This window comes from Nocardia sp. CDC159, assembly GCF_023740735.1.
GTDB classification, from domain to species: Bacteria; Actinomycetota; Actinomycetes; order Mycobacteriales; family Mycobacteriaceae; genus Nocardia; species Nocardia pulmonis.
Genome location: NZ_JAMRXH010000014.1, coordinates 58,518 through 84,808 on the forward strand (window position 1 = coordinate 58,518; position 26,291 = coordinate 84,808).

General features: G+C 68.9%; 20 protein-coding genes. 8 read left to right on the forward strand and 12 right to left on the reverse strand.

Going from position 1 to position 26,291, the window contains the following annotated elements; all coding sequences use genetic code 11:
- Positions 1–109: 109 nt before the first annotated feature.
- On the reverse strand, positions 110–1,174 hold the full coding sequence (locus NDR87_RS26820; RefSeq protein ID WP_251915867.1) for a phosphotransferase: 1,065 nt from the start codon (positions 1,172–1,174) through the stop codon (positions 110–112).
- Entirely contained in the window at positions 1,164–2,510 is a 1,347-nt protein-coding gene (locus tag NDR87_RS26825) for a cytosine permease (RefSeq protein ID WP_251915869.1), read from the reverse strand. The genes NDR87_RS26820 and NDR87_RS26825 overlap by 11 nt, the downstream gene beginning before the upstream one ends.
- Positions 2,511–2,635: 125 nt before the next feature.
- On the opposite strand from NDR87_RS26825, the gene NDR87_RS26830 reads away from it, so the two are divergent.
- Positions 2,636–3,886, forward strand: a complete 1,251-nt coding sequence (locus NDR87_RS26830; protein WP_251915871.1) for a glycosyltransferase 87 family protein — start codon at positions 2,636–2,638, stop codon at positions 3,884–3,886.
- On the forward strand, positions 3,883–4,488 hold the full coding sequence (locus tag NDR87_RS26835) for a TetR/AcrR family transcriptional regulator (protein WP_251915873.1): 606 nt from the start codon (positions 3,883–3,885) through the stop codon (positions 4,486–4,488). The genes NDR87_RS26830 and NDR87_RS26835 overlap by 4 nt, the downstream gene beginning before the upstream one ends.
- On the opposite strand, the gene NDR87_RS26840 is transcribed toward NDR87_RS26835, so the two are convergent.
- Together NDR87_RS26840 and NDR87_RS26845 are read right to left on the reverse strand one after the other, a co-directional pair.
- Positions 4,400–6,151, reverse strand: a complete 1,752-nt coding sequence (locus NDR87_RS26840; protein WP_251915875.1) for a cutinase family protein — start codon at positions 6,149–6,151, stop codon at positions 4,400–4,402. The two genes, NDR87_RS26835 and NDR87_RS26840, sit on opposite strands and share 89 nt — an antisense overlap.
- A 124-nt stretch (positions 6,152–6,275) precedes the next feature.
- Positions 6,276–6,506, reverse strand: a complete 231-nt coding sequence (locus NDR87_RS26845; protein WP_251915877.1) for a hypothetical protein — start codon at positions 6,504–6,506, stop codon at positions 6,276–6,278.
- A gap of 59 nt (positions 6,507–6,565) precedes the next feature.
- On the opposite strand from NDR87_RS26845, the gene NDR87_RS26850 reads away from it, so the two are divergent.
- Together NDR87_RS26850 and NDR87_RS26855 are read left to right on the forward strand one after the other, a co-directional pair.
- The gene (locus NDR87_RS26850) at positions 6,566–7,867 is read left to right on the forward strand and encodes a family 1 glycosylhydrolase (RefSeq protein WP_251915879.1); all 1,302 of its coding nucleotides are present in this window, start codon (positions 6,566–6,568) and stop codon (positions 7,865–7,867) included.
- A gap of 80 nt (positions 7,868–7,947) precedes the next feature.
- Positions 7,948–8,994 carry a 3-oxoacyl-[acyl-carrier-protein] synthase III C-terminal domain-containing protein gene (locus tag NDR87_RS26855; protein ID WP_251915881.1) on the forward strand — a complete coding sequence of 349 codons (1,047 nt, stop codon included), beginning with the start codon at positions 7,948–7,950 and terminating at the stop codon, positions 8,992–8,994.
- A 726-nt stretch (positions 8,995–9,720) separates the two neighbouring features.
- Here the strand turns inward: NDR87_RS26855 and NDR87_RS26860 are convergent.
- Together NDR87_RS26860 and NDR87_RS26865 are read right to left on the reverse strand one after the other, a co-directional pair.
- Positions 9,721–12,006 (reverse strand): MMPL family transporter, encoded by a 2,286-nt coding sequence (locus tag NDR87_RS26860; protein WP_251915883.1) that lies wholly within the window; start codon positions 12,004–12,006, stop codon positions 9,721–9,723.
- 18 nt (positions 12,007–12,024) lie between these two features.
- Positions 12,025–12,660: a hypothetical protein gene (locus NDR87_RS26865; RefSeq protein WP_251915885.1), complete on the reverse strand. Its 636-nt coding sequence runs from the start codon at positions 12,658–12,660 to the stop codon at positions 12,025–12,027.
- A gap of 335 nt (positions 12,661–12,995) precedes the next feature.
- On the opposite strand from NDR87_RS26865, the gene NDR87_RS26870 reads away from it, so the two are divergent.
- On the forward strand, positions 12,996–15,155 hold the full coding sequence (locus NDR87_RS26870) for a glycogen debranching N-terminal domain-containing protein (RefSeq protein WP_251915887.1): 2,160 nt from the start codon (positions 12,996–12,998) through the stop codon (positions 15,153–15,155).
- A gap of 215 nt (positions 15,156–15,370) precedes the next feature.
- On the opposite strand, the gene NDR87_RS26875 is transcribed toward NDR87_RS26870, so the two are convergent.
- From NDR87_RS26875 to NDR87_RS26900, 6 genes are all read right to left on the reverse strand, one after another.
- Complete coding sequence (locus NDR87_RS26875; protein WP_251915890.1) at positions 15,371–16,549, reverse strand: hypothetical protein; 1,179 nt, start codon at positions 16,547–16,549, stop codon at positions 15,371–15,373.
- A gap of 73 nt (positions 16,550–16,622) precedes the next feature.
- Positions 16,623–18,143, reverse strand: coding sequence for an MmgE/PrpD family protein (locus tag NDR87_RS26880; RefSeq protein WP_251915892.1), 1,521 nt, complete (start codon positions 18,141–18,143; stop codon positions 16,623–16,625).
- On the reverse strand, positions 18,140–18,637 hold the full coding sequence (locus tag NDR87_RS26885; RefSeq protein ID WP_251915894.1) for a type II toxin-antitoxin system RatA family toxin: 498 nt from the start codon (positions 18,635–18,637) through the stop codon (positions 18,140–18,142). Before NDR87_RS26885 ends, NDR87_RS26880 begins: the two co-directional genes overlap by 4 nt.
- Before the next feature lie 4 nt (positions 18,638–18,641).
- Positions 18,642–19,910 (reverse strand): aspartate aminotransferase family protein, encoded by a 1,269-nt coding sequence (locus NDR87_RS26890; protein ID WP_251915896.1) that lies wholly within the window; start codon positions 19,908–19,910, stop codon positions 18,642–18,644.
- A 9-nt stretch (positions 19,911–19,919) separates the two neighbouring features.
- Entirely contained in the window at positions 19,920–21,047 is a 1,128-nt protein-coding gene (locus NDR87_RS26895) for an acyl-CoA dehydrogenase family protein (RefSeq protein ID WP_251915898.1), read from the reverse strand.
- Between the two features lie 7 nt (positions 21,048–21,054).
- A complete protein-coding gene (locus tag NDR87_RS26900; protein ID WP_251915900.1) occupies positions 21,055–22,659 on the reverse strand; it encodes an aldehyde dehydrogenase in 1,605 nt (534 codons plus the stop codon).
- A 142-nt stretch (positions 22,660–22,801) separates the two neighbouring features.
- Between NDR87_RS26900 and NDR87_RS26905 the strand changes: the two genes are divergently transcribed.
- Genes NDR87_RS26905 through NDR87_RS26915 form a run of 3 tightly spaced genes read left to right on the forward strand, consistent with a single transcriptional unit; the run spans position 22,802 to position 26,281 of the window.
- Positions 22,802–23,803, forward strand: coding sequence for a DUF2156 domain-containing protein (locus NDR87_RS26905; RefSeq protein ID WP_251915902.1), 1,002 nt, complete (start codon positions 22,802–22,804; stop codon positions 23,801–23,803).
- On the forward strand, positions 23,800–24,783 hold the full coding sequence (locus tag NDR87_RS26910) for a diacylglycerol kinase family protein (RefSeq protein ID WP_251915904.1): 984 nt from the start codon (positions 23,800–23,802) through the stop codon (positions 24,781–24,783). Before NDR87_RS26905 ends, NDR87_RS26910 begins: the two co-directional genes overlap by 4 nt.
- On the forward strand, positions 24,752–26,281 hold the full coding sequence (locus NDR87_RS26915) for an NAD(P)/FAD-dependent oxidoreductase (protein WP_251915907.1): 1,530 nt from the start codon (positions 24,752–24,754) through the stop codon (positions 26,279–26,281). The genes NDR87_RS26910 and NDR87_RS26915 overlap by 32 nt, the downstream gene beginning before the upstream one ends.
- Positions 26,282–26,291: the final 10 nt, after the last annotated feature.

Here is a 26,291-nt window from a genome sequence, read left to right on the forward strand (position 1 = left end):
GACCGTACGCCCGGTTTGTCCGGCAAATCTGGACATGATCAACAAATTTGCCGGGAAGGACGGTCTGAAGTTCCGGACGGCACCATCGAAACGGACGGTGTGGGCTCGCTCACCTGGTCAATTGCCCAAGAAGCTGGAGGAAGTCCCGGCCCGCGGCGGTGCGGACCCAGTGCAGATGGCCGACGAGGTATTCGCGATAGGCGAGCTCGGCGTTGTCCCGGTTCGGCCGCGGTGGCACCGCCAGGAAGTAGTCGATCTCCGACAGCTCGTAGGCGATATGCGCGAGCGGGAACAGCCGCGGCAGCGCGCGGCACTCGGCGGGGGTGAGCGGGCGGGTTTCGAGGTAGGCGCGCAGGAAGGCCGCGAGCTGTTCGGCGTGCACCCGAGCGGGGCCCCCGTCGCGCAACGCGAGCCAGTCCACCGCGAAGCGCTCGATCGCCACGGCCAGGTCGAAGACGGCGGTGGTGCGATTGGCCAGGCCGAAATCGAAGACCGCGGTGATCTCGTCGCCGGACCACAGCAGATTGGTGCCGTGCCAATCGTTGTGCGTCCACAGCGGCGCGAGGTCGCCGAGATCGATTGGCGGCCAGGCCAATTCGTCGCGCCACGACCGCTCGGCCAGGAAGTCCGCGACGGCGGGGCGGGCGGCGGCGTAGGTCGCCACGGTCGCGATCGGATCGGTACACAGGGCGGCGGTCAGCGGCCGGGGCGGCCGGGCGGGCGCGTCGAAACCCTCGGCCGCGCGGTGCAGTCGGGCCAGCATCCGACCGGCGGAGGCGGCATGGGCGAGGCTGAGATAGGGCGTCCAGGAGAACACGCCGCGATAGCGGTCCGCCCCCACGCCGAGATCGTGCATCTCGTAGGCGAATTCGGCCCGCGTCCACGACCGCACGGCCGGTATCGGCACACCCCTGGACCGCAGGTGGTCGGCGAAGGCGTGCTCCTCGGCCAGCGCCGCGGCATCGCGCAACGCCAGCGCCATCCGTTTGACCACCACCCGCCGCCCGTCGGCCAGCCGCAGCCGCGCCGTCGACGACAGCGGCCGGGGGCTACGCCACTCGATCTCGACCGCGCCATCGACCTCGGCGAGTGTCAGTGGCGGCCAATCGGATTCGGCCATCGGGCTGGTCCCCATGCCGAAGACCAGGTCACCGGGCTCGTCCTCAGGCAGCACGCCTCCGCTCGATCCGCACCAGCACGGCCGTCGCCAGCGCCGCGACCAGGAACGAGAACAGCGAGGCCGACGACCACCAGTCCGGACGCAGCCCGATCCCGTCCCGCACCCGCTCCCACAACCGCGCCCACCAGGCCACCGAACCAGGATTGAACAGCTGATAGACCGCGAACCCCAGCAGCCACGGCAACAGCATGAGCGGCCGCGCGGGCGCCCGCTCCGACAGATCCCAGCCCTGCCGTCCCCGGCCGAGGAAATAGTCGACCACCATGACCGCGCACAGCGGCACGAAGACCGAGCCGATCAGGAGCAGGAAATTGGAGAAGCCGGTGAAGTCGTGCACGCCGAGCGCCAGCACGGTCGCCACCACACCGACGGCGGCGGCCAGAATTCGTCGGTCCACCCGCGGCAGCAGATTCTGCAGCGACATGGCCGTGGAATATACGTTCGCGAACGACTGGTCCGATTCGCGCAGCACCAGTATCGCGAAGAACGCCCATCCGGCGGCCACGCCCAGGAAGGTGTCGAAGATCCGTTCCGGATCGCCGCCGACCTGGATCAGGGCGATCACGCCCAGCAGATAGCACCAGATCTGCCCGGCCGAATAGCCGAGCAACGTGGCGCCCGAGGCCGCGCGCGCCGAACGCGCGTGCCGGGTGTAGTCCGCGGCCAGCGGCAGGAACGACACGGCCACCGCGAGCGCGGTGTCCACGGCCGGGAAGAATCCGCTCCAGGAGGTGTCGGCGGGCTGCGGCAGCGGATGCCGCAGGAACTGGACGGTGAAATACAGCATCGCGACGGCGACCGCGACGGTGACGTACTTGCGCAGGATATGCAGCACCGACAGCGGCCAGATCGCCATTGCGGTGCACAGGATTCCGCCCGCGACGATCACCGCCGCATGCGGGAGCCGCCCGTGGGTCAGCGCCTGCACCCCGCCCGCGATCACGGTCAGCTCGTAGACGGCCCATCCGATGCACTGCACGATATTGGCGACGGTCGGCGCATACGACAGCCGCGTCCCGAACAGCCCCCGGAAGTTCGCCATCGCGGGCGCCCCGGTGCGCGCGCCCACGGCGCCCGCGGCCGCGACCATCGCGGTACCCACGATCGTCCCCAGCACGGTCGCGACGAGCGCCGCGGCCACGGGCAGTTGCGGATGCCCGGCGGGGTGCAGCACATAGAAGGCCCCGGTGAAGCCGATCAGGCTCACGCCGAGATTGACCCAGAAGGCGGCCTGATCCGCGAAGGACAGACTCCGCGGCGGAGCGGTGGTGAGGGTCAGCGGGGCCTCGGCATTCGACGAGCGCCGCTGCTCACGGGTGGTAGCAGCCATAACGCGTCTCATGCTACAAACGGGCCACCCCCGATCATGAGCTGGACTCGTGCCCAGTAAGATCGGCGCGGGAGTTTCCGCCCCGGACTTCGACCGGGCGCCGAACATCGGTAATCTCGTGCTGGATGGTTAGTGTCTCCACCTCCGCTCCGACGAAGTCCTCGGCTCGTCCCCTCGGTCGACCGCTGTGGCTGGTCCCGCCGCTGTTGCTGGCGATCGCCGTCTTCTGGCTGACCCACCCGAGCTGGCCGCTGACCCCGATCGAGCGAGAGTTCATCGACCTGCAGGTCTATCGCCTCGGGGTGCAGGCGTGGTGGCACGGCGCCGACATGTACGGCTCGCTGCCCAAGACGAGCATGGGCATCAGTCTGCCGTTCATCTATCCCCCGTTCGCGGCGCTGGCGCTCGGTCCGTTCGCGCTGCTGTCCTGGCATCCGGCCGCGCTCGCCTTCTTCGTGGTCTCCACGCTGGCGCTGGCGGTCACCATCTATCTGACCGCGCGACGGCTCTGGGACGGCAATACCGAACTGGTGCTGTGGGCGGCGGCGTGCGCGATCCCGGTGGGGCTGCTGCTCGAACCGGTCCACTCCACCCTGGACTTCGGCCAGGTCAACCTGCTGCTCATGGTGCTGGTGGCCGCGGACTGCCTGGCGTTGCGGCCGAAGTGGCGGCGCGGCATGCTCATCGGCATCGCCGCCGCGATCAAGCTGACCCCGGCCGCCTTCGTCATCTACTTCCTGGTGCGCAAGGACTACCGCGCGGCGATCACGGCCGCGGTCACGGGCGCCGCGGCGACCCTGTTGGCCTTCGCGGTCATGCCGCACGAATCCACGCGCTACTGGTTCGGCGGGATGGGCAATGTCTCCGGGCTCAGCGGTTCGGCCTTCCACACCAATCAGTCGATCCAGGGTGTGCTCGCGCGCTTCCAGGTGCCCGAACCGGTGTTCACCGCGCTGTGGCTGCTGCTCGGCGCGCTGGTGCTGGCGCTGGTCGTCACGGCCATGCGCCGGGCGAACGACAATCCGGCGCTGATGCTGGCGTTCAACGCGGTCTTCACACTGCTGGTCTCGCCGATCTCGTGGTCGCACCACTGGGTGTGGGTCGCACCGGCGATGCTGGCCGGGGTGGGCGCGGCCGCGCGGCGCACCGGGCGCTCGGCGCTGCTGTGGTACGCGGTGGTCCTGGCCACCACGGTGGTATTCGTCATCGGGCCGCAGAACTGGGAGCCGGGCGACAACAATCGCGAATATTCCTGGACCCCTTGGCAACACCTGATCGGTGACACCTACGTGTGGCTGAGCGTGCTGCTGGTGGCGCTGTTCGCCGTCGCCGCGCGGCGCTCGGCCGCTCCGAAACCCGTGGCGGCCCGGCCGTGACCGAGGCCGAGATCTCCGATCGCCGCCTGCGACGCGGCGCGCGCTCGCGCCTGGCGATCACCCGGCGGGCGGTCGACATCGCCTCGGTCGACGGGCTGGACGGGGTGAGCTTCGGGCGGCTGGCCGACGATCTGGGCATCAGCAAGGCAGGCATCCAAACCCTGTTCCGCACCAAGGAACAGCTGCAGCTGGCCACCGTCGAGACCGCGCGCGCGGTGTTCGTCGAGGAGGTCGTGGACCCCGCCCGGGATGTTCCCGCGGGCCTGCCCCGGCTGCGCGCGCTGCTCGAGAACTGGATCTCCTACGTCGAGCGACCGGTCTTCCCGGGCGGCTGCTTCTGGACCGCCACCCTGGCCGAATTCGACAGTCGTCCCGGACCGGTGCGCGACGCGCTGGTCCGGCAGCGCGGTTACTGGCGCGAGCTGCTCGCCCACGATCTGGAAAACGCCGTGGTGGCAGGCGAACTCACCGAGGTCGACCCCGAACTCGCCGCCTTCCAACTCGACAGCATGCTCAACGCCGCCAATATCGCGCTGCGCCTGGGCGATTCGAACGGCGTCCGCCTGTTCCGCCGCGCCGCCGACGAGTTGCTTCGCCGATGAGGAAGCGCTGGCGCGGGGTCCACACCCAGGCCAGCAGGTGGGTGGCCACGGCGGTGGCGATGAACAGCAGCAGCCACCGGAAGTACCGGTCCTGTTCGCGATCGGTCGTGATCGATCGCCACCACGCGATATCGCGATGGCCGGGCAGCGTGGCCGTCGCGCTCCCGGCTGCCGGCGGCGCGGCGCTGCCGGTACCTTCCGCCGCACGCGGCGCGGGTGTCGAGAGCGGCTGTGCCATCGGCGGTTTCGCGGCCGGGGCGCCGTCGGTAGCGGCCGCGGGTAGCCGCGGGCCGGACAGATCGCGGGCCAGGGCAGCGAACCACTCGGAGACGAACTGCACCGCCGAACGCTCACCGGCGGAGGCGAATACGTAGGCGCCGTGCTGGCGGCCGGTATCCAGGTAGCGCGCCCAGATCTCCGGATCCAGCGCCGCGAGGGTGTCGTCGAGCAGCTGGGCGACCGCGTCGAACAGCTGCGTGAACAGATGGAACGCGGGGCCTTTCGGCACCGGGCGGCGCACCGCGGCCACGAATATGTCGGCGAGCCGGTGCAATCCGTCGAGCGGGTCGGCGGCGGCGGCGATGTAGGCGACCTCGTCCTGGGTCAGCATCGTGCCGGTGAGCGCGAGGACCGTATTGAGCGCGCTCGTCCCGAGCTTCAACAGGGTGCGCCGCGCCTGCGGATCCGCGGGTTGGGTTCGCGGATCGGACATTTCGGCGAGCCGCTGGCTCAGCGTCTTGCCCGACGACAGCGACAGCGTGCCCAGCGACTGCCCCGCCAGATCGCGATCGGCGACCTCGACGGCCGTCTTGACCGCCGCGTCCTGCAGCGCCCGCAGAATGGAGTGGAACGCGGCCATCGGATCGGCCGGATCGAGATCGGCCTGCCCCGCGATATTGACGATCGTGCGCAGCATCGGCAGGTCCGCCGGTGCGTCGCAGGCGAGATCGCCCGGCATGCACAGCGATGCCACCCGGCCGCTCAGCGCGCCGAAATCGGCGGCGATGTCCTGATCCGGGCCGATGCCGCCTCCGGCCAGTCGGGGTTGCGGAAATGGTTGCAGCCGTGCGACTTCCGCGCCGGCCGTGCCCGGCGCCGGGGCCGGTACCCGACGTCCCGGATCGCCCGGAAACAGCGGCGCCCCCGGCCGCCGCGTCGGATCGGCGATCAAGGCCACGGCCGCGACCCGGTCGGCGGGAATCTCCGCCCGGCCCTGACCGACCTCCTGCGCGAACATCGAAACCACATGCGCCCCTTGGGAATATCCCACCAGCGCCAATTCGCTTCCGGGGCACTGCCGCGCCACCGCCGCCGCCATCTGCCGCAGATGATCCAGGCCGCCGGTCACCGACACCGAATAGGGCACCAGCCCGCCCGGCACCGCGCCGCCGAAGGCGGCCTCATAGGGCACATACGCCCGCGCCACCAGCCCGCGCGCCGTGCTCAGCACCGGCTCCAGCACCGCGGCCAACATCCCCGAATCCAGCGATACCGGCGCGTCCGGCGCCGACTGTCCCGTCCCCTGCACCGCGAGCACATACAACCCCGGACACCCCTGCGCGGGCACCGCGATCGCCTCCGGCTCGGCGCGACTCACGCCCGCCGCCATTCCGATCGTCGGCACGACCAGCGCCGCGGCCGCCCCACGCCGGATCCCCGACACCCAACTCCTCGACACGAATAATCGACCCCTCGCAGCGCCTTACGCATCTCGACCATCGGTCACGAATCCGGTCCGGGGCGGACGAAGCTGGGCGGCTCGGAACCGCCCCCGAACCGGAGTCCGGTCAGAACAGCGCGGCGGCCAGGCCTCCCACACCGTCCACCAAAGACTCGACCACGCCACCGAGAAGGGCGACAACAGCTGTAAGAAGACCCATGGCCAACTTCTCCTCGTAGTAGAACGGACATTTCATCAGGCAGCCTCGGCCGGAGCCGAGCGCCACCCATGCATTCGGAGCGGGGTTCGTTCCGGATGGGATGGAAACCGAATCGCGCATGTCCCATGAAACCGGCATTGTTCGTTCCATCCGGCATTTGGTTGGCCGGGGCGCTGCGCAGCGCTATGGTCGTAGGTGTGAGCGCCGCCATACCCGCACAGGCCTCCGAACCGCCGAGCCGGGTCGATCCGCTGGGCAGTGATTTCCTCTGGGGCGTAGCAACTTCCGGATTCCAGAGCGAGGGGAACACCCCCGACAGCAATTGGACCCGGTACATCACCGAATTCGGGCACGAGCCGATCGGGAACTCGATCGATTTCTACAACCGCTACCCGATGGATATCGCCGCGGCAGTGGCCTTGGGCATCAAGGTCTTTCGGCTCGGCCTCGAGTGGGCCCGGGTGCAGCCGCACCCGGAGCAGTGGGACGAGCACGGATTCGCCTTCTACGACCGGGTGATCGATCTCGTCGTCTCCTCCGGCATGCGCCCGATGATAACCCTGGACCACTGGGTGTATCCGGGCTGGCAGGCCGAGCGCGGCGGCTGGGCCGATCCGGGCATGGTCGAGAACTGGCTGGCGAACATGCGGCGGGTGGTCGACCGCTACGATTCGCGAAATCCACTGTGGGTGACCATCAACGAGCCGATCGCCTATGTCGTGCAGGAGTTGAACCATCACACCCCACCCCTCGACGGCCCGGAGTGGGATCGGCGCTTCCACGAGATGGAGGACCGATTCGCCGAGGCGCACAACCGGATCTACGACCACATCCACGCCAAGCGGGCCGACGCCCTGGTCACCAGCAATGTCGGCTTCGTCGCCAAATCCGACGCCAGCGTCAACGACCGCATGTTCGGACTCATCGCGGATCGGCTCGACTTCGTCTCCCTCGACTACTATTTCGGCGCCGAGACCGATGCCACCACCCGGCCCCGCCCGCGCTCCCAGGTGGCGGCCGCCCCCACCGGCCTGTGGGACCTGCCGCTGCAGGCGGAGGGCATCTACTACGCCATCCGGCGCTACGCGCGCAAGTTCCCCGGCAAGAAGATCTACATCGCCGAGAACGGCATGGCCACCGAGAACGGCCGCCCCCGCCCCGACGACTACGGCCGTGCCGACTATCTGCGCGACGTCGTCTACTGGCTGCAGCGTGCCCGCATGGCGGGCTTCGACGTCATCGGCTACAACTACTGGAGCCTCACCGACAACTACGAATGGGGTTCCTACGCACCGCGTTTCGGCCTGTACCGGGTCGACGTCACCACCGACCGCACCCTGACTCGCAGGGCCACCGACGCCGTCGGGGCCTACGCCGAGATCATCGAGCGGGGCGGCGTGCCCGCGGACTACCTCCCGACGCGCCCACCGGTACCGCACTCCCAGGTCGATCCTCCCAGTAGCTACGAGGATCCGGTTACGCTACCGCAGCGTTCCTGATCGACGCGGGCTCGCTCGACGGCCTGCCGTGATGTTCTGCTCGTCGAATCACCCACCACCGAGTTGTCGAAGGCAGGGCTGTGCGTCGTACCCGATTCGAATCGATCGGCCGCTACACCCCCGAGACCGTGGTCTCCACGAAGGAACTGATCTCGCGGCTGCGCATCCGCGGATTCCCTCCGCTGGAACGCCTGTCCGGCGTGCGGAATCGGCGCGTCTACGATTCCCGTCCGGACCATTACGAATCGTCGTTCGTGCTGGCGCGGCGCGCCATGGAGGACTGTCTGCGGCATTCGGACTACGCCGCCGACGAATTGGACATCATCATCTCGGCCTCCATCACGCGAACGACCGGCCCCGGAATCCACTCCGCGGCACCGGCCTTCGCGCTGATGCTGGGAAATGCGATCGGCGCCAACAAGGCCCGGCATTTCGATGTCTGCAATGCCTCCGCGGGCATGATGACCGGTGTGCTGGTCCTGGACCGCATGATCAAGGCGGGCATCGTCCGCAACGGCATGGTGGTCAGCGGCGAGCAGCTCACGATCATCACCGAGACCGCGGTGCGAGAAATAAAGTCCCGCCACGATTCCCAGCTGGCGGCGCTGACCGTCGGGGATGCCGGAATGGCCGTGATAATCGACGACCGCGGCGACGATGACGACGAGATTCACTACATCGAACTGATGACCATGGCGGCCGGGGCGGATATCTGCATCGGCATGCCCAGCGACCGGACCAATGGCATCGCGCTCTACACCGACACCCGCGCGATGCAGAACGACGCGGTCTATCAGCAGGTGATCGACCGATTGGTGGCCTTCGCGCAGACGTCCGGGCGCACCGCGCGCGGCGAGGGTTTCGACTTCTGCATCTACCACCAGTTCAGCGCTCCGGCGATCGCCTACATCCACCGCCTGGCCCGCAAGGCCTTCGGAACTCGACCGAAGGTACTCAATATCCTGCACGAGTACGGCAATACGGCATCGACGTCACATTTCCTCGTGCTGCACGAACATCTGCGGCAACAGCGGATCCCGAAGGGCTCGAAGATCCTGATGCTTCCGCAGGCGTCCGGCGTCGTCGGTGGGTTCTGCGCCGCCACCATCTCCCGTCTGGAGGTTTGATCGTGCCCACGTCGATCCTGGCGGCCGCGGTGAACACCGATTCGGATACCGCGAGCTACCTCGAGGTCGCCGCCCGTGCCGCCCGAGAGTGCTTGCGGCGCGCCGGAATCGATGTGTCCGCGGTAGGCATGCTGGTGAGCTCGGGAGTCTTCCGCGACGACAACGCCAGCGAACCCGCGGCGGCCGCGCTGATCCAGCAGCGCCTCGGACTCGGGCTGGCATATGCGCCCGGGCAGATCCCGGTCTTCTCCTTCGACCTGCAGCACGGCGCCATCGGCCTGCTGCATGCCATGACCGTCGCCGAATGCTTTCTGGTGACCGGAGATGTGCGCTACGTCCTACTGGTGGCGGGGGATGTGCGGCCGCCGCTGGCCCGCGTCGTCGACGGCTACCCGCCGACCTTCGGCGGCGCGGCCATGCTGCTCGGAAATTCCTCCAGCACAGCGGGTTTCGGCAGTCTGCACACCGTCGACCCCACCGGACCGGTGCGGCCGTCGAGCTGGCTGCCACTCGACGCGGTCGGATCGGACGGCCGTGCCCACGGGCGAATGCGACCCACCGGAGACGCCCTCGACGAGGCCGTCACCGCCGTCGAGCGCTGCATGACCGAACAGGGCCTCTCACCCGAGGATTTCCGGCGCGGGCGAGCCGTCCTGCTCTCCCCCACCCATACCCCCGATTTCGTTGTGCGCCTGGCTGATACGCTCGAGTTGACCCGGTCGGCCGTCATCGGGGCACCCGCACCGGATCGTCCGTATTCGGCGGCACCGGTACATGCCTACGTGCACGCCGAGCGCCGGGGCTGCCTGGAGGCGGCTCACACGATTCTGTTCCTGGGCGCGTACGACCATTCGGCGGCCTGCCTGGCCTACCGCCGGGAAGCCACCAGTTCCACCGTCCCATGATCTGCATGAGCGCGGGAACCAGCACGAGCCGGATGAGAGTGGCATCGATGATCAGCGCGACCGCGACAGCGAATCCGAATTCGCGCAGACCGTTGATACTCGACACGAGCAGGCTCCCGTAGCCCACGGCCAGGATCGCCGCGGCCAGTGAGATCGGCCGGGCGGTGCTGCGCAACCCGATCACGACCGACCGCCGATTGTCCCCCGTGCGCAGATACTCCTCCTGGATCCGACGCACCAGGAACAGTTCGTAATCCGTCGACAACCCGAACAGCATGACGAAGGCGATCAACGGCACTTGCGGCCAGATCGGATGTCCGTCGCGCTGAAACACCAGAACGGTCAACCCGTAGGACGCACCGGTCGCCAACAGGCTCATGAGGATCGCCTTCAACGGCAGCACCAGGCTGCGCAGCACGGCGACCAGCAGCACGAACAGCAGCGCGAGCACACATCCAATCACCCACCACAGCTTGGCGGCGGTTTCGGCGAGAATGTCGGCCACATGCGCCCCCGGCCCACCGACGAGGACCGCTACACCGGGCGGTGCGGCGGCGGGCACGATCCGATCTCGTATGCGCCACACGAGATCTCCCACCTCGGGTGTGTCGATGGCGTGCCTCGAGAGGACGAGCAGTGCCGTGAGCCGATCGCCGTTGTCGATCGAGGTGACCGCCGCGACGGCCGGGTCGGCGCGCAGGGCATCCGCGAGCACCCGGGTGTCGGGCAGGGGCTGCCCTTCGGGTTGTTCGAGGGCGACGAACACCGATCCGGTCGTCCCGGGCACGTCGCGCTCGCCGATGGTGAAGCCGGTGTGATAGGCGGTTCCGGCCAGGGCCCCGCGTTCCAGGTCGATCCCCGTCCGCATCGAGCCGGTCGGGAGGGCGGCACAGAGCAGCAGGGCCGTCACGGCAATGGCGTACGGCCATGGCTGGCGCATCAGATGTTCCGCCCACCGCGTGAGCCGCCGCGATTCGTCGTCCGCCACCGGCCGCGAGCGGCCCGGCCCCCGCCACTCGAGCGCCGGGCCGAGTGCGCAGAGCAATGCGGGCAGCAGCGTGAGCGAGGCGATCGCCACGACGACGACCACCGCCATGCACCCGATCGCCACCTGTAGGAAGACATGCCATCGAACCAGGAACAGCGTCACATACGCCGACATCAGGATGAGCGCCGAATACAGCACCGTCCGCCCGGCGGTCGCGCTCGCCGTCGCGATCGCCCGCAATGGCTCCGCCCCGCCCACCAGCTCCTCGCGGAACCGGTTCATCACGAACAGCGCGTAATCGATTCCAATGCCGAGCCCCAGCGCGTTCACCCCGACCAGCAGCATCCCGTCGATGGTGAAAATCCTCGTGGACGCGGCGAACAGGCCGAGCGTGGTGATCACCGACGCCACGGCGACGACCACCGGCACCATCGCCGCGACCGGCCTGCGCAATCCCCACCACAACACCGCTACCGCCAGCGGCAACGCGACGAGCTCGATCCGCATCAGATCGCGAATCTCGACCTCCTGCACCAACTCCCCGAAGGCCGAGATCCCCACCAGATACGCCCGCACCTCACCCCCGGACGCCCGCCGGGCCGCCCGATCCGCGGCCTCCTGCAGCGCGGGCGCAAGCTCCTGCCGGGCTCGATCCTCACCGGTCGTGCCGACGTACACGTAGGCCGTGTGCTCGTCGTGGAACAGCGGGCGCAACGGCTCGAAGGTCTCGGGCAGCGAAATCTCCCGCCCGGGATCCCCCGCGACAGGTAACAGCAGCACACCGGAGACCGCCCGCTCGTCCGCGAGCGCGTCCATGCCCGCATCGATCGCTTTGCGGAACGACGGATCCGACGCCTTACGAGCGTCCGAATGCAGCACGGCGATCATCGGCTCGTCCCCGAGGGTCGGCAGCCCGTCGGCCAGCATCCGGCTCACGAGCCGCGATTCGGACCCGGTGACCTCGATCGGCGGAGCCAGCAGCGACCCCAGCAGATGCGGCAATCCGATCAGCCCGGCCACCACGGCGATGAGCCATCCCGCGAAGACTCGGCGGCGATGGCGGGCCATGAAAACGGCCAGCCGGGGCAGGACGCCCCGGCTGCCATCGGTGCGCGGCATGCCCGAAAGTCCCCGCGACTACTTCTTGGTCTTCTTCGGCTCGAACTTGACGGTGCCTTGGTCGAGTCTGAGAGTCACTTTCTGGTTGTCTTTTCCGAGTCCTCCGGCCTCACATGTGCCTTCCAAGCCACGGAACTCCCCTTTGATGGTGGCCTTCTTGTCCTGCTGACTCTTTTGCACGTGCTCCGTGGTATCGGCCACGGCCGCGAAAGTCGACGGCTTCTCGCCGCCGAGATCGAGCAGGACCGCGCCAATGCCGTTTTTGAACTTGGGCTCGCCATTGACGTCCGGATCGTCGAAATCCTGAATCGACAATTTGCACAGGCCGTCACTGTCCAGGTCGGGCTCGCCGATCTCGTCCGGTACCTTGAATTCGGTCTTCTCCAGGACGCCGCAGCCGGAATCGCCCTTCAACTCGACGTTGTCCTTCAGGGTCAGCACATACAGACCCGAGTACTCTTCCCCCTCCTCATGCTCCGGCACCTCACGCTCGAACGTGACCTCGGTGCCCTTGGGGATCGTGCAGTTCAGCGTCGTGTCACCATTGTCCTGCGCCACCGAATGCGGCGCCTCCATCGCGCTGTAGCCCACCGCGGTCGCGCTCAATACCCCGACCGCGAGCGCCCCGGTCCACACCCCGCACTTGCCTTGCATCGCAATCCTTCCCATAGCAGTGACGAAGAACCCGATCTCGACCCGGACCCTACCGAGTGGAAAGACCGAAATGCCGGATTCAACGCTCGACCGCCGCCCAGGATCGAACAGTTCCGGCCGGTAGTACCGGACTCTCCTCATGTTCGTAGCCGGTCAGAGGCCGGATGGGTGCTGCTTATTTGCGGAAAGTTCGCTGTTTTCTCGACAGATGCGCGCCGGTGTTGGAGTATCGATGGGATCACTTCATATCGGTTTCCGCTGCGGTGGGCGCGGAGGAGGAATGCGATGAGCAGGACCCTGTCCGATGGTGATTCGACTTCGGGTCGGTGCGTGCGGTGACGGCACCGCGGATATTCAATGCCGGGCCGCCGATCGGGGTGGGCGGGCAGCCCATCACGCTGGTCGAGGCGAGCACGTTCTGCCTGTCCGATCCGCTCGGGGACATCCGGCCGGGCGGGCCGCAGGGGCTGTACTACCGGGACGCGCGGGTGCTGTCGCGGTGGGAGCTGCGGGTCGACGGGCATGCGCTCGAGCCGCTGACCGTGCTGGCGAGCGAGGCGTTCAAGGCGCGCTTCGTGCTGCGGCTGCCGCCGCGCGCGGGACTGGCCGACAGCACGGTGATGATCGAACGGCGGCGGCTCATCGGTGAGGGGCTGACCGAGATCGTCTCCGTGCACAACCTCGGCAACGAGGACACCGCGCTCACCATTAGCCTGCACGCCGACGCCGACTTCGCCGATCTGTTCGCGGTCAAGGAGGGGCGCACGCATCTGGGCAGCGCCGACGCCGTCGTCGTGGGCGAGCAGCTGCGGCTCACCGACCACGGCGACAACGGCCGCGGCCTGCTGCTCACCGCGACCGGTGAGCCCCAGGTCGTGCCGGGTGCGTGCACCTGGCACGCGGTGGTCCCGGCGCACGGTGAATGGCGCACCACGCTGCTGGCCCAGCCGGTCGTCGGCCATCACCCGGTGCGCATGGCGATCACCGAGGACGACAATCCGGCGCGGCGAATGAAGGCGTGGCGCGCCTCGGCCACCAATCTGACCGCCTCCGACGCCGGACTCGCCCACATCCTGCGCCACACCGAGAGCGACCTGGGCGCGCTGCGTATCGAAGGCTCGTTGCGCGTGGAGGATTCCCAGGGCGGACCGCAGGCGTACGTGGCCGCGGGCGCGCCCTGGTTCATGACCCTGTTCGGCCGCGACAGCCTGATCACCTCGTGGATGGCGCTGCTGCTGGACAGCGACCTCGCCGTGGGCACCCTGCGCCAGCTGGCCGAACTGCAGGGCAGCACGGTCGATCCGGTCACCGAGGAGGAACCGGGCCGGATCATGCACGAGATGCGCCGCGGCCCGGCCGGAGAGCGGGTGCTCGGCGGCAGCGTCTATTACGGGACCGTCGACGCCACACCGCTGTTCGTCATGCTGCTCGACGAATGCCGCCGCTGGGGAGCGGACGCCGCGGTCGTCGAGGAGCTGTTGCCCGCCGCCGACCGCGCGCTCGGCTGGATCGACCACTTCGGCGACCGCGACGGCGACGGCTTCGTCGAATATCAGCGCAAGACCGATCGGGGCCTGGCCAATCAGGGTTGGAAGGACAGCTTCGACGCCATCAACGACGCCACCGGACATCTGGCCGAGACGCCGATCGCGCTGTGCGAGGTGCAGGGCTACGTATATGCCGCGCGACTGGCCCGCGCCGCCATCGCCGAGTCCCGCGGCGACATCGCCACCGCCGAACGGCTGCGCGGCCAGGCCGCCGATCTGCGCAAGCAGTTCGACGAGGCCTTCTGGATTCCCGAATCCGGTTGGTACGCCCTGGCTCTGGACGGCCACAAGCGCCGGGTGGACGCGCTCACCAGCAATGTGGCGCACTGCCTGTGGACCGGCATCGTCCCCGACGACCGGGCGGCCCAGCTGATCGAGTGGCTGGCCGATCCGGCCATGAGCGACGGCTTCGGATTGCGCACCCTGGCCAAGGGCATGGGCGCCTACAACCCGATGAGCTATCACAACGGCTCGATCTGGCCGCACGATACGGCCATCGCGATCGCTGGCCTGCTGCGCTACCGGCATCTGCCCGGTGCGACCGAACTGGCCGAACGACTGGGCGAGGGCCTGCTCGACGCCGCCCTCGCCTTCGACGGCCGGTTGCCCGAATTGTTCTGCGGTTTCCCCCGCGAGCAATTCCGCACGCCCATTCCGTATCCCACCTCCTGCTCCCCGCAGGCCTGGGCGTCGGCCACGCCGCTGCTGCTGGTCCGCTCGTTCCTGGGACTCGAACCCGATGTCCCGGGAAGCGAAATCGCGCTCGCTCCGCTGTTGCCCGAGCGCTGGGGTCGACTCGTCCTCGCCGATCTACGGCTGGGCCCGGCCACGATCACCATCGAGGCCGAGGGTTCGGACGGGCGTGTGAGGGGTCTACCCGCCGATTGGACGCTCACCGAGCGGCCGGGTCGGCAACTGATGAGTGTTGGGCCCGCCGGTTCGGTGTGAACCGGCGGATATGTCGGACAAGGAGGTTTGACATGGCTGGAAAACAACACCGGTCACGTTCCGCGAACCGTTCGTCGGCGAGCGAATTGACCCGCGACCAGCTCTACAATATGGCGCGCAGGCGCGGCATACCGGGCCGGTCGAAGATGAACAAGCGCCAGCTGGCACGGGCGCTCGGCCGGTAGCCGACGGTTCCTCGGGCCCCCGAGTAGGACTCAGGGCCCGAGGAACGCCACCGTCGCGATGAACATCAGCCCGGTGAAGACCGGCCAGAACACCAGCTTCGGGAGCAGATTCTCCCGCCACGCCACGAATCTGCGCAGACCACCGGTGAGCAGCATGGTGGCATTGAACGCCACCAGCAGCGTCATCGCGTACAGCGCGAAATACCAGAATTCGATATAAGAGATTCCGGCCGAACCGGTTTCGGTGCGCGCGGCATTGTCGTTGACCGCGACGACCAGCACGGTGGACACCGAGAAACCGATGATCGCGAAGGCCGTGAAGCCGGATATGGTGCGCCGATCGGGATCGGTCGTGATGACGAACAGCGACAGGAACATCAGCAGCGCCAGCAGCAACACCGGCACGATGCGGCCGATCAGCGGCCCCACCAGGCTGCGATCGATGCCGAGATTGAAATACAGATCCGAGGCCTGATAGGCCATGCGATTGTGTTGCAGACCGAATTCGCGGTGCTCGAAGCTGAAGACCGTGTAGTCGGCATGCCAATTGCCGAGCACCAGACCGGGATCCAGCCCGGCCAGCTTCGCGGGTTCCCACGGCTTCGGGAATGCCTCGAAGTCGGGTACGAGCTGCACCGGCTTGTGCAGATCGGCCGACCGCATGCGCAGCCACACGTCCTGACGATCCAGTGGATAGTTGCGATAGTCGAACTGCTGGCGGAAGATGCCGTTGAACGACCACACCTCGATGCGGGTGCCGCGATCGTCGAAATTGAACGCCGGGGTCACGGTGCGGGGATTGTCACCCTCGGGCAGCAGCACGCCGTGCACGATATCCGGCGGCAGCGAGGCATCCAGGCGCTGCCAGATCATGCCGGTCGCCTTGACCGCGTACGGATTCACGAATTCCAGCGACAGCATCAGCACGCCGGTCGGAATCCGGTAGTAGGTGTCGCCCGGTTTCCACTGCTGTGCCACGGCCGCGTCCACCTGTTCGGAGTTCACCGCGACCGTGCCGATGACGGCCTCGGAAAAATCCGGCCGATCGGCCTTGAACCAGGAATGCACGGTGCCGCCCGCGAGCAGGACCGTCACCACCAGTGACAGCATCCACCACAGATGCCGCTGCAGCCGCCGCACGCTGCGGCGGTGCTGATCGTCGCCACTACTGCCCGGTGTGGGATCGGGCGGCTCGGCGTGGTGGGCCATTCGCAAATATTAACCAATCGTTAGCCAAACGCTCTGTAAGCAGCCGCTGTTCGCGCGAGTGTCGCAGTACCCCTCAGCGCGCGCAGGGTTGGCACAGTGCGACAGCGAGCGTGCGCACTGTTTGCTCATGATCGAGGGTCTCGATGCGCTCCAGCCGCGACAGCGTCTCCGCGCCCCCACCGACGCCGAGGAATTTCGCGCCCGCGATCACCTGATGATGCTGCCGGGTCGCCGGGCCGGTCATGCCGATCGGCCGGTCGCACTGCTCGGTCAACCGGCGCCCGTCGGCCAGCTCGATCACCACCCGCGCGCCGATGGACATGGTCGCCTGCTCGAAAGTCGCCTCGGGCAGGCCGAGTTCGGCCAACCGGCGCGGCAGCTCCTCACCCGCCCACGCCTGCAGTTCGGGCCAGGTGGCCGCGCGCGGCCCGGCCCAGCGCAGCGCCTCGCCCAGCGGGGCGGTGGCCCGCAGCATCTGCTCGGTGAGGGCGGTGTCGTGTTCCACGCTCACCTTGTCGGCCAGCCGCCAGCGCCGCTCGTCGTCCAGCGCACCCGGGCCCAGATCCTCGGGGCCCAGCCTGCCGGTCAGCAGGATGGTCGCCAGCCCGTAGCCGAGCGCGAAATTGGCCGCGGCGACCGGGGTTCGGCGGCCGTCCAGGAACGGCCGCACCTTGCGGTCGAGCAGATAGGTCAGCAGGCAGCCGTGCACGACGATGCGGCGGATCGAGGACAGCTCGCGCTCGTGCAGCCGCGCGCTGAGCCGTTCGGCGCATTCGTAGGCCGCCTGCGCGTAGGCGCTGCCGGGAAAACGCTTGAACCCCACCGTATCCGTATGCCAGCGCCGCCCGAGCCCGGCCACCAGCAGATCCGGCAGCGGCACCGCGGACAACTGCGCCAGCAGGCCGTCGCCGCCGTCGAGCAGTTCGGTGGTGCAGCGCATGCCGTGTGCGGCGGCATCGCAGGCGTCCAGCGCCGAGCGCACCGGCAGCGCGGCGGTGAGCGGCTTGAGGTCGCTGCCGAGCACGGCGCGGTGCAGCGGGGTGGGCACCATCCCCAGCGCCAGCCCTAGCGCCGAGGCCCATTCGATCGCCGGGGCCCGGCGCGCGTGCAGCAGTGCGGTGGCCGCCCCGACCAGGTGGCAGTGGGTGTTGGCCTGCGCCCGGAAGAACGGCCCGAGAATCGTCGCGGCCGTGAGCCGGGCCGCGCATTCGTTGGCCACCACGATGGTCGTCAGCAGTTCGCGCCCGTCCATGCCCAGCGGACGCGCATAGGCCACCGGCACGGTCGCACACGACGCCGACAGATGTCCGACGAAGGACACATCGTCGAAGTCCAGGCAGGTGGCCAGGCCCGCCAGCGCGGCCGCGGACTGTTTGGGTTCGCCGCGCAGCGGGGCGCCGAACGTCGCGACCAGGGCGCGCCCGAGCGGATGCGACAGCGAGGCCCGCACGGTCGCCAGAGTCGAGATGAGCTGGCTGCGCGCCAGGGCGAGGGTGGTCGCGGGAATGTTCTCGTAGCGCACGGTGCGCGCCCAGGTCGCCAGTTCGGCGGTGCTGCCGACGGCCCGGCCGATCGCCTCCACCGAGAGCGTCATAGCGGCTGGCTCGCCAGTTTGGCCGTGACCGCGGCGGCCACGGCGGGATCGTCGACCACCCGCGCGTCGCCGAGCAGTTGGAACAGCGCCAGCGCGATGCCCTCCTTGAGCACCTTCTCCGCGACCGGCTCGAGGATGCCCGCCAGGCTCGGAATGCCGAAATCGAAGGCGGCCTCGAAGTGCACGGCACAACCCGTCCCTACACTGTCCACCCGCCAGGTACCGCGGAAGACGTCGAAGTCGCCGGTCGTCTGCTCGAAGACGATGCGGCGCTGCTCGGGCTGGAAGTAGTCCACCTCCGACCAGCGCAGCGGCCCGTTGCGGAAGCACACCTCCCAGTCGCTGGACAGCGGTGCGCCGTCGCGGGTTTCGTGAACCACCACCGAGCGCACCTCGGCCACCAGCTCCGGATAGCGCTCGAATTCGGCGATTCGCGCATAGGCGTCGGCCGCCACGCAGGTGGCGGATCCGACCGTCAGCTGGACTGCACGCATTCGCTCACCTCTCGCTGTGTGGGTAACGTTCGGCCAGCGCCGTCACCGCCTGGGTGAAGCGCTCCAGCAGAAAGCCCACCTCGGCCCGATCCAGCACCGCCGGAGGCGTGAGCCGCAGCACCCGTTCGCAATTGAGCGAATGGCTGGGGATGACGTGGTGGCGGACCAGTTCGATGAGTAGCTCGCCCGCCAGCGCCGGATCCACGAATTCGATGCCGATCAGCAGCCCCCGCCCGCGCACCTCGCGGATCTGCACACCCAGCGCATCGTGGGCGATATCGTCGATCGCGCAGAGCAATTCGGCTCCCAGCTGGGCGGACCGCTCCACCAGGCCGTCGTCCTCGATGGCGGTGAGGGCACCGCACACCGCGGCCATGGCCAGCGGCGCGGCGGAGAAGGTCGAGGTGTGCAGGAACGGGTCGCGATCGAGCACCGCGTAGGCCTTCTCGGTCGCGATGGCCGCCGCGACGGGCAGCACTCCGCCGCCGAGTGCCTTGCCGGACAGCAGGATGTCCGGCTGCACGCCCTCGAGGTTCGATCCCCACCAGGCCCCCAACCGGCCCAGTCCGGTCTGAATCTCGTCGACCACCAGCAGCGCCCCGAACTCCGAGCACAACACCCGCACACTGTGCAGATAGCCGGGCGTGGGCGCGACGACGCCCGCCTCCCCCTGCACCGGTTCGACGATCACGCACGCGGTGCCCGCGTACCGCTCCAGCGCGGCGTGCAGGGCGGGGACGTCGTTGTAGGGAATATGGGTCACATCCGGCAGCAGCGGTCGAAACGGGTCCTGGAACAGGCTTTTCGCCGTCACCGACAGCGCACCCAGCGTCTTGCCGTGATATCCGCCGTGCATGGAGATCAGATGCCGGTGCCCGGACAGGCGGGCGATCTTGATGGCGGTCTCGGTCGCCTCCGCCCCCGAACCGCAGAAGTGCACGCGTTCCAGCCCCGCGGGGGCGACCCCGGCCAACATCCGGGCGGCGCGAGCCGCGGTGGGCTCCAGGAACATTCGCGTGCCGATCGGGTGCCTATGCAGCTGGTGTTGCACCTCGGCCACCACGGCCGGATGCCGCGCGCCGGTGATGAAGACGCCGTATCCGCCCGCGTTCAGATATTCCTCGCCGTCGGCCGTGGTGACCCACGCGCCCCGCGATTCGACCTCCACCTGTCCGCCCAGCAACTCGGCGATGCGCGCCCGGCCGGAGCTGAGGTTGTCGCGATACGCCCGCGCCACCCATTCGGCGCTGGTATCGCTCTGCTCTAGCGTCATGGATCCCCTTCAGTCGATGAGAAATGGTGCGCCGGACAGGCTTTCGGCAAGCGCGTCGCCACAGGCCGCCCGCGTGGGCGGGTGGAAGGCCAGACAGCGACTCGCGGTCGCCAGGTAGGCGACCTCCGGCGTGGTGACGAAGGCCATGCCGCCGAGGGCCGCCATGGCCCGGGCGGCCGCCTCGCCGATGGCGTCCTGCACGGCGAAGCGGGCGAGCACGGTCTTGGCCAGGGCGGCGTTGTCGCAACGGCCCTCGATCAGCAGCCGTGCCACCGGCTCCAGCAGCAGGGCCGCGCTCTCGAGCCGGATTCCCAAGTCCGACAGCGTCTCCCGGCTCGCCCGCCCCGCCCGGAAGGCGCGCTCCACCAGTGCGCTGGCCATGCCGAGATAGCAGGCGCAGATCAGCAGTTCGAACCACAGGAAGCCGACGGTCTGCAATTCGTCGAGCACACCGTGGGCGTCCACCCCGGCGGTGACAGCCAGCCGCTCGTCGACGAAGACCTCCGCCAGCCGCACCTCCTCGCTCTCGGCCCCGGCCAGGATCGGGGTGGACCAGAACGGATGCACCGAAATACCCTCGGCGGCGGCCGGAATCAACAGCATCAATGGTTCGGCGCGGCCCGGCACCGCCGCACTGGCCGACAGCAGATCCATCGAGGACGCCATGCTGCAGGGGCGTTTCGAGCCGCTGATGCGGTAGCCGCCCGCCACGGGAGCGGCGGTCACGGTCGGCGACAGGATGCCCTGTCCGGGCCGCCCCTCGGCGAAACCCGAAGCGACGAGCAGATTCTGGTCCGCGATGCCCTGCAGGACGGCCCATTCGGTACCCGCGGCGCGCAGGCTGTCGGCGAGGGTGAACAGGGTGGCGACCGAGAAGTGGTGCATGGCGGTGGCGACCGACAGCGACGGCGCGACCGATGCCAGCGCGCGCACCACCGCCACCGCCTCCAGCGGATCGACGCCGCACCCGCCGTAGGCCGCGGGTATCACCAGCCCCGGACCGCCGAACTTGCGGAACAGCTCCAATCCGGGATTGCCGGGCTGTTCGAGTTCGGGCAGCGGCACGTCGGCCAGCGCCGAATACAGTCCGGGCAGCCGCCTTTCGCAGACCGCCCTGGCTTCGTCGAGGCTTCGCACCGCGGCCCTACCGATACCCGTAGGGCTGACCGCCCGTGGAGATCGCGACGCCCTGCAGATGCGAGGCGCGCAGCGCGGGATAGTTGGCCTCGCCGAAGACGCCGCCGGTGACCCCGGTGCCGCCGTGCGAGGGCAGCGGCGCGGTGAAGGCGATATGGGATTCGTTGACCTTGAGCAGGCCGCCGTTGCGCACATTCGCCACATAGCGGTCGATGACCCGGGAGTCGGTGGCCCACAGCGAGTTCCGTAGTCCGTAGCGGTTGGTGTCGACGAATTCCAGGCAGGCCGTCAGCAGGTGCTCGTCGTCGCCGGGTTCGGGCACGATCACCGGAATCAGGGGGAAGAAGGTCTCCTCTCGCACGGCGAGCAATTCGCGGGCCGCGCTCAGCCCGTCGACCCGAAGGACGGTGGGGCGCAGAAAGAATCCGGCGGCATCGGCCGAGCCGTCCAAATGCATGCTGGTCCCGCCCGTGACGACGGTCGCGCCGCGGTCGACGGCGTCGGCGAGGACGGCATGGAACCGGTCGTGCCGCAGCACCGGGGCCAGCACCACGCCCTCGGCATCCGGATATCCCGGCCGCATCGCCTCGGCCAGCGCGACCACCCGGGCGAGCAGTTCGTCGGCTACCGCGGGATGGACGAGCACCTGATTCGGGATCATGCACAGCTGTCCGGAACCGAAGAAGCTCTCGGTCACCGCGCGGGCCGCCGCGTCGAGATCGGCGTCGCGCCAGACCAGCACCACATCGTTGCCCGCCAGCTCGAGGATCGGCTTCTTCCCCGCGGCGACGCAACGTTTTTCCAGCTCCAGGCCGGAGGCGACGCCGCCGAAGTACATGATGTCGTCGACCTTCGGGCTCTGCAGCCACTGCCGCAGCAGCCGCTCCGGATCCGCGCACAGCGAATTCACCGTGCCGGGCGGGGCGCCGACCGCGGCCAACGCCGGGGCCACGATCTCGCGCAGCGCGTAGGTCACCCCGAGCGGTGCCGCGCGCGGGGCGCGCACCACGATCGCATTGCCCGCGACCACCGCGGTGGCGGCCAGCAGCGCGCTCGACATCGGCGCGTTCGCGGGCGGATGCACACACACCACCCCGTCGGCGCAGCGGCGGATCAGGCGCAGGCGACCGTCGCCGGTGCGGTACTCGGCGCACAGCTGCCCGCGCAGGAATTCGCGGGTGGCGCGCTCGGTGGCCTGCAGGAACCCGTCGAACTCCCAGCGCGCCAGCTCGAGCGGATGTCCCTCCAGGGTGAGCATCCGGACGATCTCGTCTGCCCTGTCCAGCAACAGTTCCCGGGATCGGGCCAGGAATTCCACCCGATCGGCGACCGGGGCCGCCCGCCAGCGCGCGGCGGCCTCGGCGGCCATCGCCAGCGCCCGCGCGGCGATTCGATCGTCGGCGACCGCGACGCGGCCGACCACCACGCCCGGCGGCGCCGCCGACAGCGGCACCGCGCCGCGATCGAGGTCGCGTTTGAGCCGCAGGCTCGTGAACGAGTCCTCCAAGATCGCGCGCGCGGACAGCACGTGCACCCAGGTGCCGCTGTCGATGTCCTCGCCGCCCACCTGGCTGGGATATGTGAGTACCTGCGTACGCTGCGCCGTCGTCATCGTGACCGCGAGCCTGCCGGGCGGCACTGAAATGTTGCTGACCTATTGCTGACATGCCAATTCGCCCGGATCAGCCGCCCGTCAGGCGCGCCTGCGAGGCTACTGCCACTGTCGCACACCTCGCCGAAAGGGCCGCTCGAAGGTGGTTTCATCGGATGTCACGCCGCGCTGGACGGATGCCCGCATTGATGTTCTCCAGAGGTATGCCGACAACCCGAGCGCCTTCTTGGCCCTCAATCACGACAACGCGGTGTTCACCGCCGGTGACCACAGCGGCTTCATCTGCTATCGGACCTGGGGGCGATACCTGATCCAATTCGGCGGCCCCTTCGCCGCGCCGGAACGGCGGGCGGAGCTGCTGCGCAGATTCCTGGGCCATGCGGCCGACGCCCGGAAAAGGGTGGTGGCCGTGCAGTTGCCCCATGCCGATGCCGCCCTGTACGCCGATCTCGGCATGCCGGTCAACCAGATCGGCGCGTCCTATGCGGTGGCGCTCGATCAGACCGAATTGGCGGGCAAGCGCTTCGTACGGCTGCGCAACAAGATTTCCCGGGCGCAGCGGGCCGGGCTCGTGATCGAACAGGTCGATGCGGCGCGGCACCGAGCGGCGCTGGCCGAGATCGACCAGCGCTGGCTGCGCGCGAAGGGGCCGCGCGCCAAGCCGCTGCGCTTGCTGGTCGGTGAGATCGGCGGTCCCGCACAGCGGTTACGGCGACTGTTCCTCGCGACGATCGGCGGGCGACCGGTCGGCTACGTCTCCTACAGTCCGGTCTACGGCGCCCATCGCGGCTGGCTGCACGATCTGAGCCGCCGCGTTCCCGAGGCGGTGCCCGGGGTCATGGAGGCGGTGAACTTCAATGCCATGCGCGCCTTCCGCCGAGAGGGCGCCGCCTGGCTGCACTTCGGCTTCACCCCCTTCACCGGTCTTGACCCCGCCCTCGAACTGCCGACCGCGAGCCGGATCACCGCGCGCGCGATCCGGCTGCTCGCCGACCACGGCGACCGCGTCTACCCGTCCCGCAGCCAACTCGAATACAAGCTGAAATGGCAACCGGCACTGGTCTTTCCCGAATATCTCGCCGTCGACCGACGACTCACCCCCGCAGCGGTCTGGAGCCTGCTGCGGGCGACCAACGCGCTGTGAGCGGCCCGCTCACCGTCCTCGCGATCGTCAATCCGGCGGCGGGCGGGAATCCGCGGGCGATCGTGCGCACGCTCGCGGAGGCCAGCACGGTCACCGTGCGCATGACGCGGCCCGCGGCGGCGGCGACCGTGGCCGTTGTGGTCGAACAGGTGCTGGCCGACTGGCCGGATGTGGTGGTCGCCGTGGGCGGGGACGGCACCGCCGGACAGGTGGCCGCCGCGCTCGCGGCGCTGGACGAACTCGTCGGACAGGCGCCCGCCCTGTTGATCGCGCCGGGCGGCACCGGCAATTCCAGCTACCGCGGACTCTGGGGACAACGCGACTGGGCGGAGGTCGTGCGCACGGCCCTGGTGCCCCGACCCGCCTGGCGGGCCATCGATCTGGCCCGCCTCGAGGAATTCGACGCGCCCGTACTGCTCGGCGCCGCGGCCGGGCTGCTGCCCGCCACCCTGCTGGCCGCCGCCGAACTGCCGGGCAGTGGGCGCGATCTGCTGTTGCGCGCGACCGTCGCCGCCGCGGCGGCCTACGATCCGTTCCCCGCCCGGGTGATCGTCGACGACCAGGTACTGGTCGAGGACCGCATCGTGGTCGCGAACATCGGCGGCATGCGCCACCGCGGCGGGGATTTCCGGTTACTGCCGCATTCGGTGCTCGACGACGGCCGCCTCGACGTCTGTGTGGCCACGGCCGCGGTCGATCTGCCCGAACTGTTCCGTGCGGCGTTCACCGGCGCGGTCGACGAGCTGCCCGGCGTGCACTACGGCCGCGGTGGCCGAATTCGCCTGCAACGCACCGACGGCGAGCCGCTGCTGGTCGAGCACGACGGCGAACTGATGCCGCGCACGCACACCGGCTACGGCCTGCACGTGCTGCCGCGGGCGCTGCACGTCCTTATCCCCGATCCACCGCCCGACGCACTCCCACCACGACCCCGAAACGAGGTGACCGATGAAGGTCTTGCGCGATATGGACTGCGATGACTCGGCTTTCAGCTATCCCGATGTCCTGATCGTCGGCGCCGGCCTGGCCGGGCTGGGCATGGGTGTCGGCCTGCGGCAGGCGGGCATCGACGACTTCGTCATCCTGGAGAAGGCGAGCGAGGTCGGCGGCACCTGGCGGTCCAACACCTATCCCGGCTGCGCCTGTGACGTCATGTCGATGATGTACTCCTATTCCTTCGCCCCGCACACCGGCTGGAGCAAGCTCTACGCCGAACAGCCGGAAATCCTCGACTACGCCCGCCGGGTGGTGAAGGATTTCGCCCTCGAGCCGCATCTGCGCTTCGACTCCGAGGTGGTGTCCTACGAATTCGACGACGCCGTGGACCGCTGGTGGGTGCGCACCCGCGGCGGCGAGCTCTACTGCCCACGCGTCGTCGTACTGTGCCACGGCGCGCTGCACCGACCGAACATTCCCGAGTTTCCCGGGCGCGACCGGTTCAGCGGTCCGATCGTGCACACCGCCGAATGGGACTCCTCGATCGATGTGACCGACAAGCGGGTGGCGGTGATCGGCACGGGAGCCAGTGCGGTACAACTGGTTCCGGCCATCGCCGGGCAGGCCGCACACGTCGAGGTCTTCCAGCGCACCCCGCACTGGGTGCTGCCCAAGCTCAACCGGACGATCGGCGACCGGGAGCGCCGCCTGCTGACGCGGGTGCCCGGCCTGCGGGCGCTGTATCGCAATATCGCCTTCTGGACGCACGAGATCCCGGTGGCCGGATTCCTGCATCCACGGCTGCTGCCGGTGTTGCGCTGGGCGGCGCTGCGGACGCTGCGCAAGCAGGTGCCCGATCCGGCCCTGCGGGCCAAGCTGATTCCCGACTACACCATCGGCTGTAAGCGGATCCTGCTGACCAGCGACTACTACCCGACCCTCGCCCGGCCCGACGTCGATCTGGTCACCGCCGCGATCGCGGCCTTCGAGTCGGGCGGCGTCCGCACCGCCGACGGCGTCCTGCACGAGGCCGACCTGATCGTGCTGGCCACCGGCTTCGACACCGACAACCGCTGCGCCCGAGAACATATCGTCGGCCGCGACGGGATCACCATTCAGCAGGCCTGGCGCGACGGCGTGCAGGCGTATCTGGGCATGAGCGTGTCCGGCTTCCCCAACCTGTTCCTGGTGATGGGGCCGAACTCCGGTGGCGGCGCGCAGTCGATCCTGTTCGTGATCGAGGCGCAGATCCGCTACATCGTCAAATGCCTGCATCTGCTGCGACGGGGCGGCGCGACCCGCATCGAGGTGCGCCCCGAGGTGCAGCGGGGCTTCAACGAGCGCTTGCACGCCAAACTCTCCCGTTCGGTATGGAATTCGGGCGGCTGCGCCAGCTGGTTCCTCGATCACACCGGTAACAATCGGCAGTGCTGGCCCGGAACCGGAACCAGCTATTGGTGGGCGACTCGCACTCCCAAGGCCCGTTCATTCCGACTCACACGCGAGTCGTCGTTGCACGCCGTAGAAAACCAGCGGTGCTAGCATTCGCAGG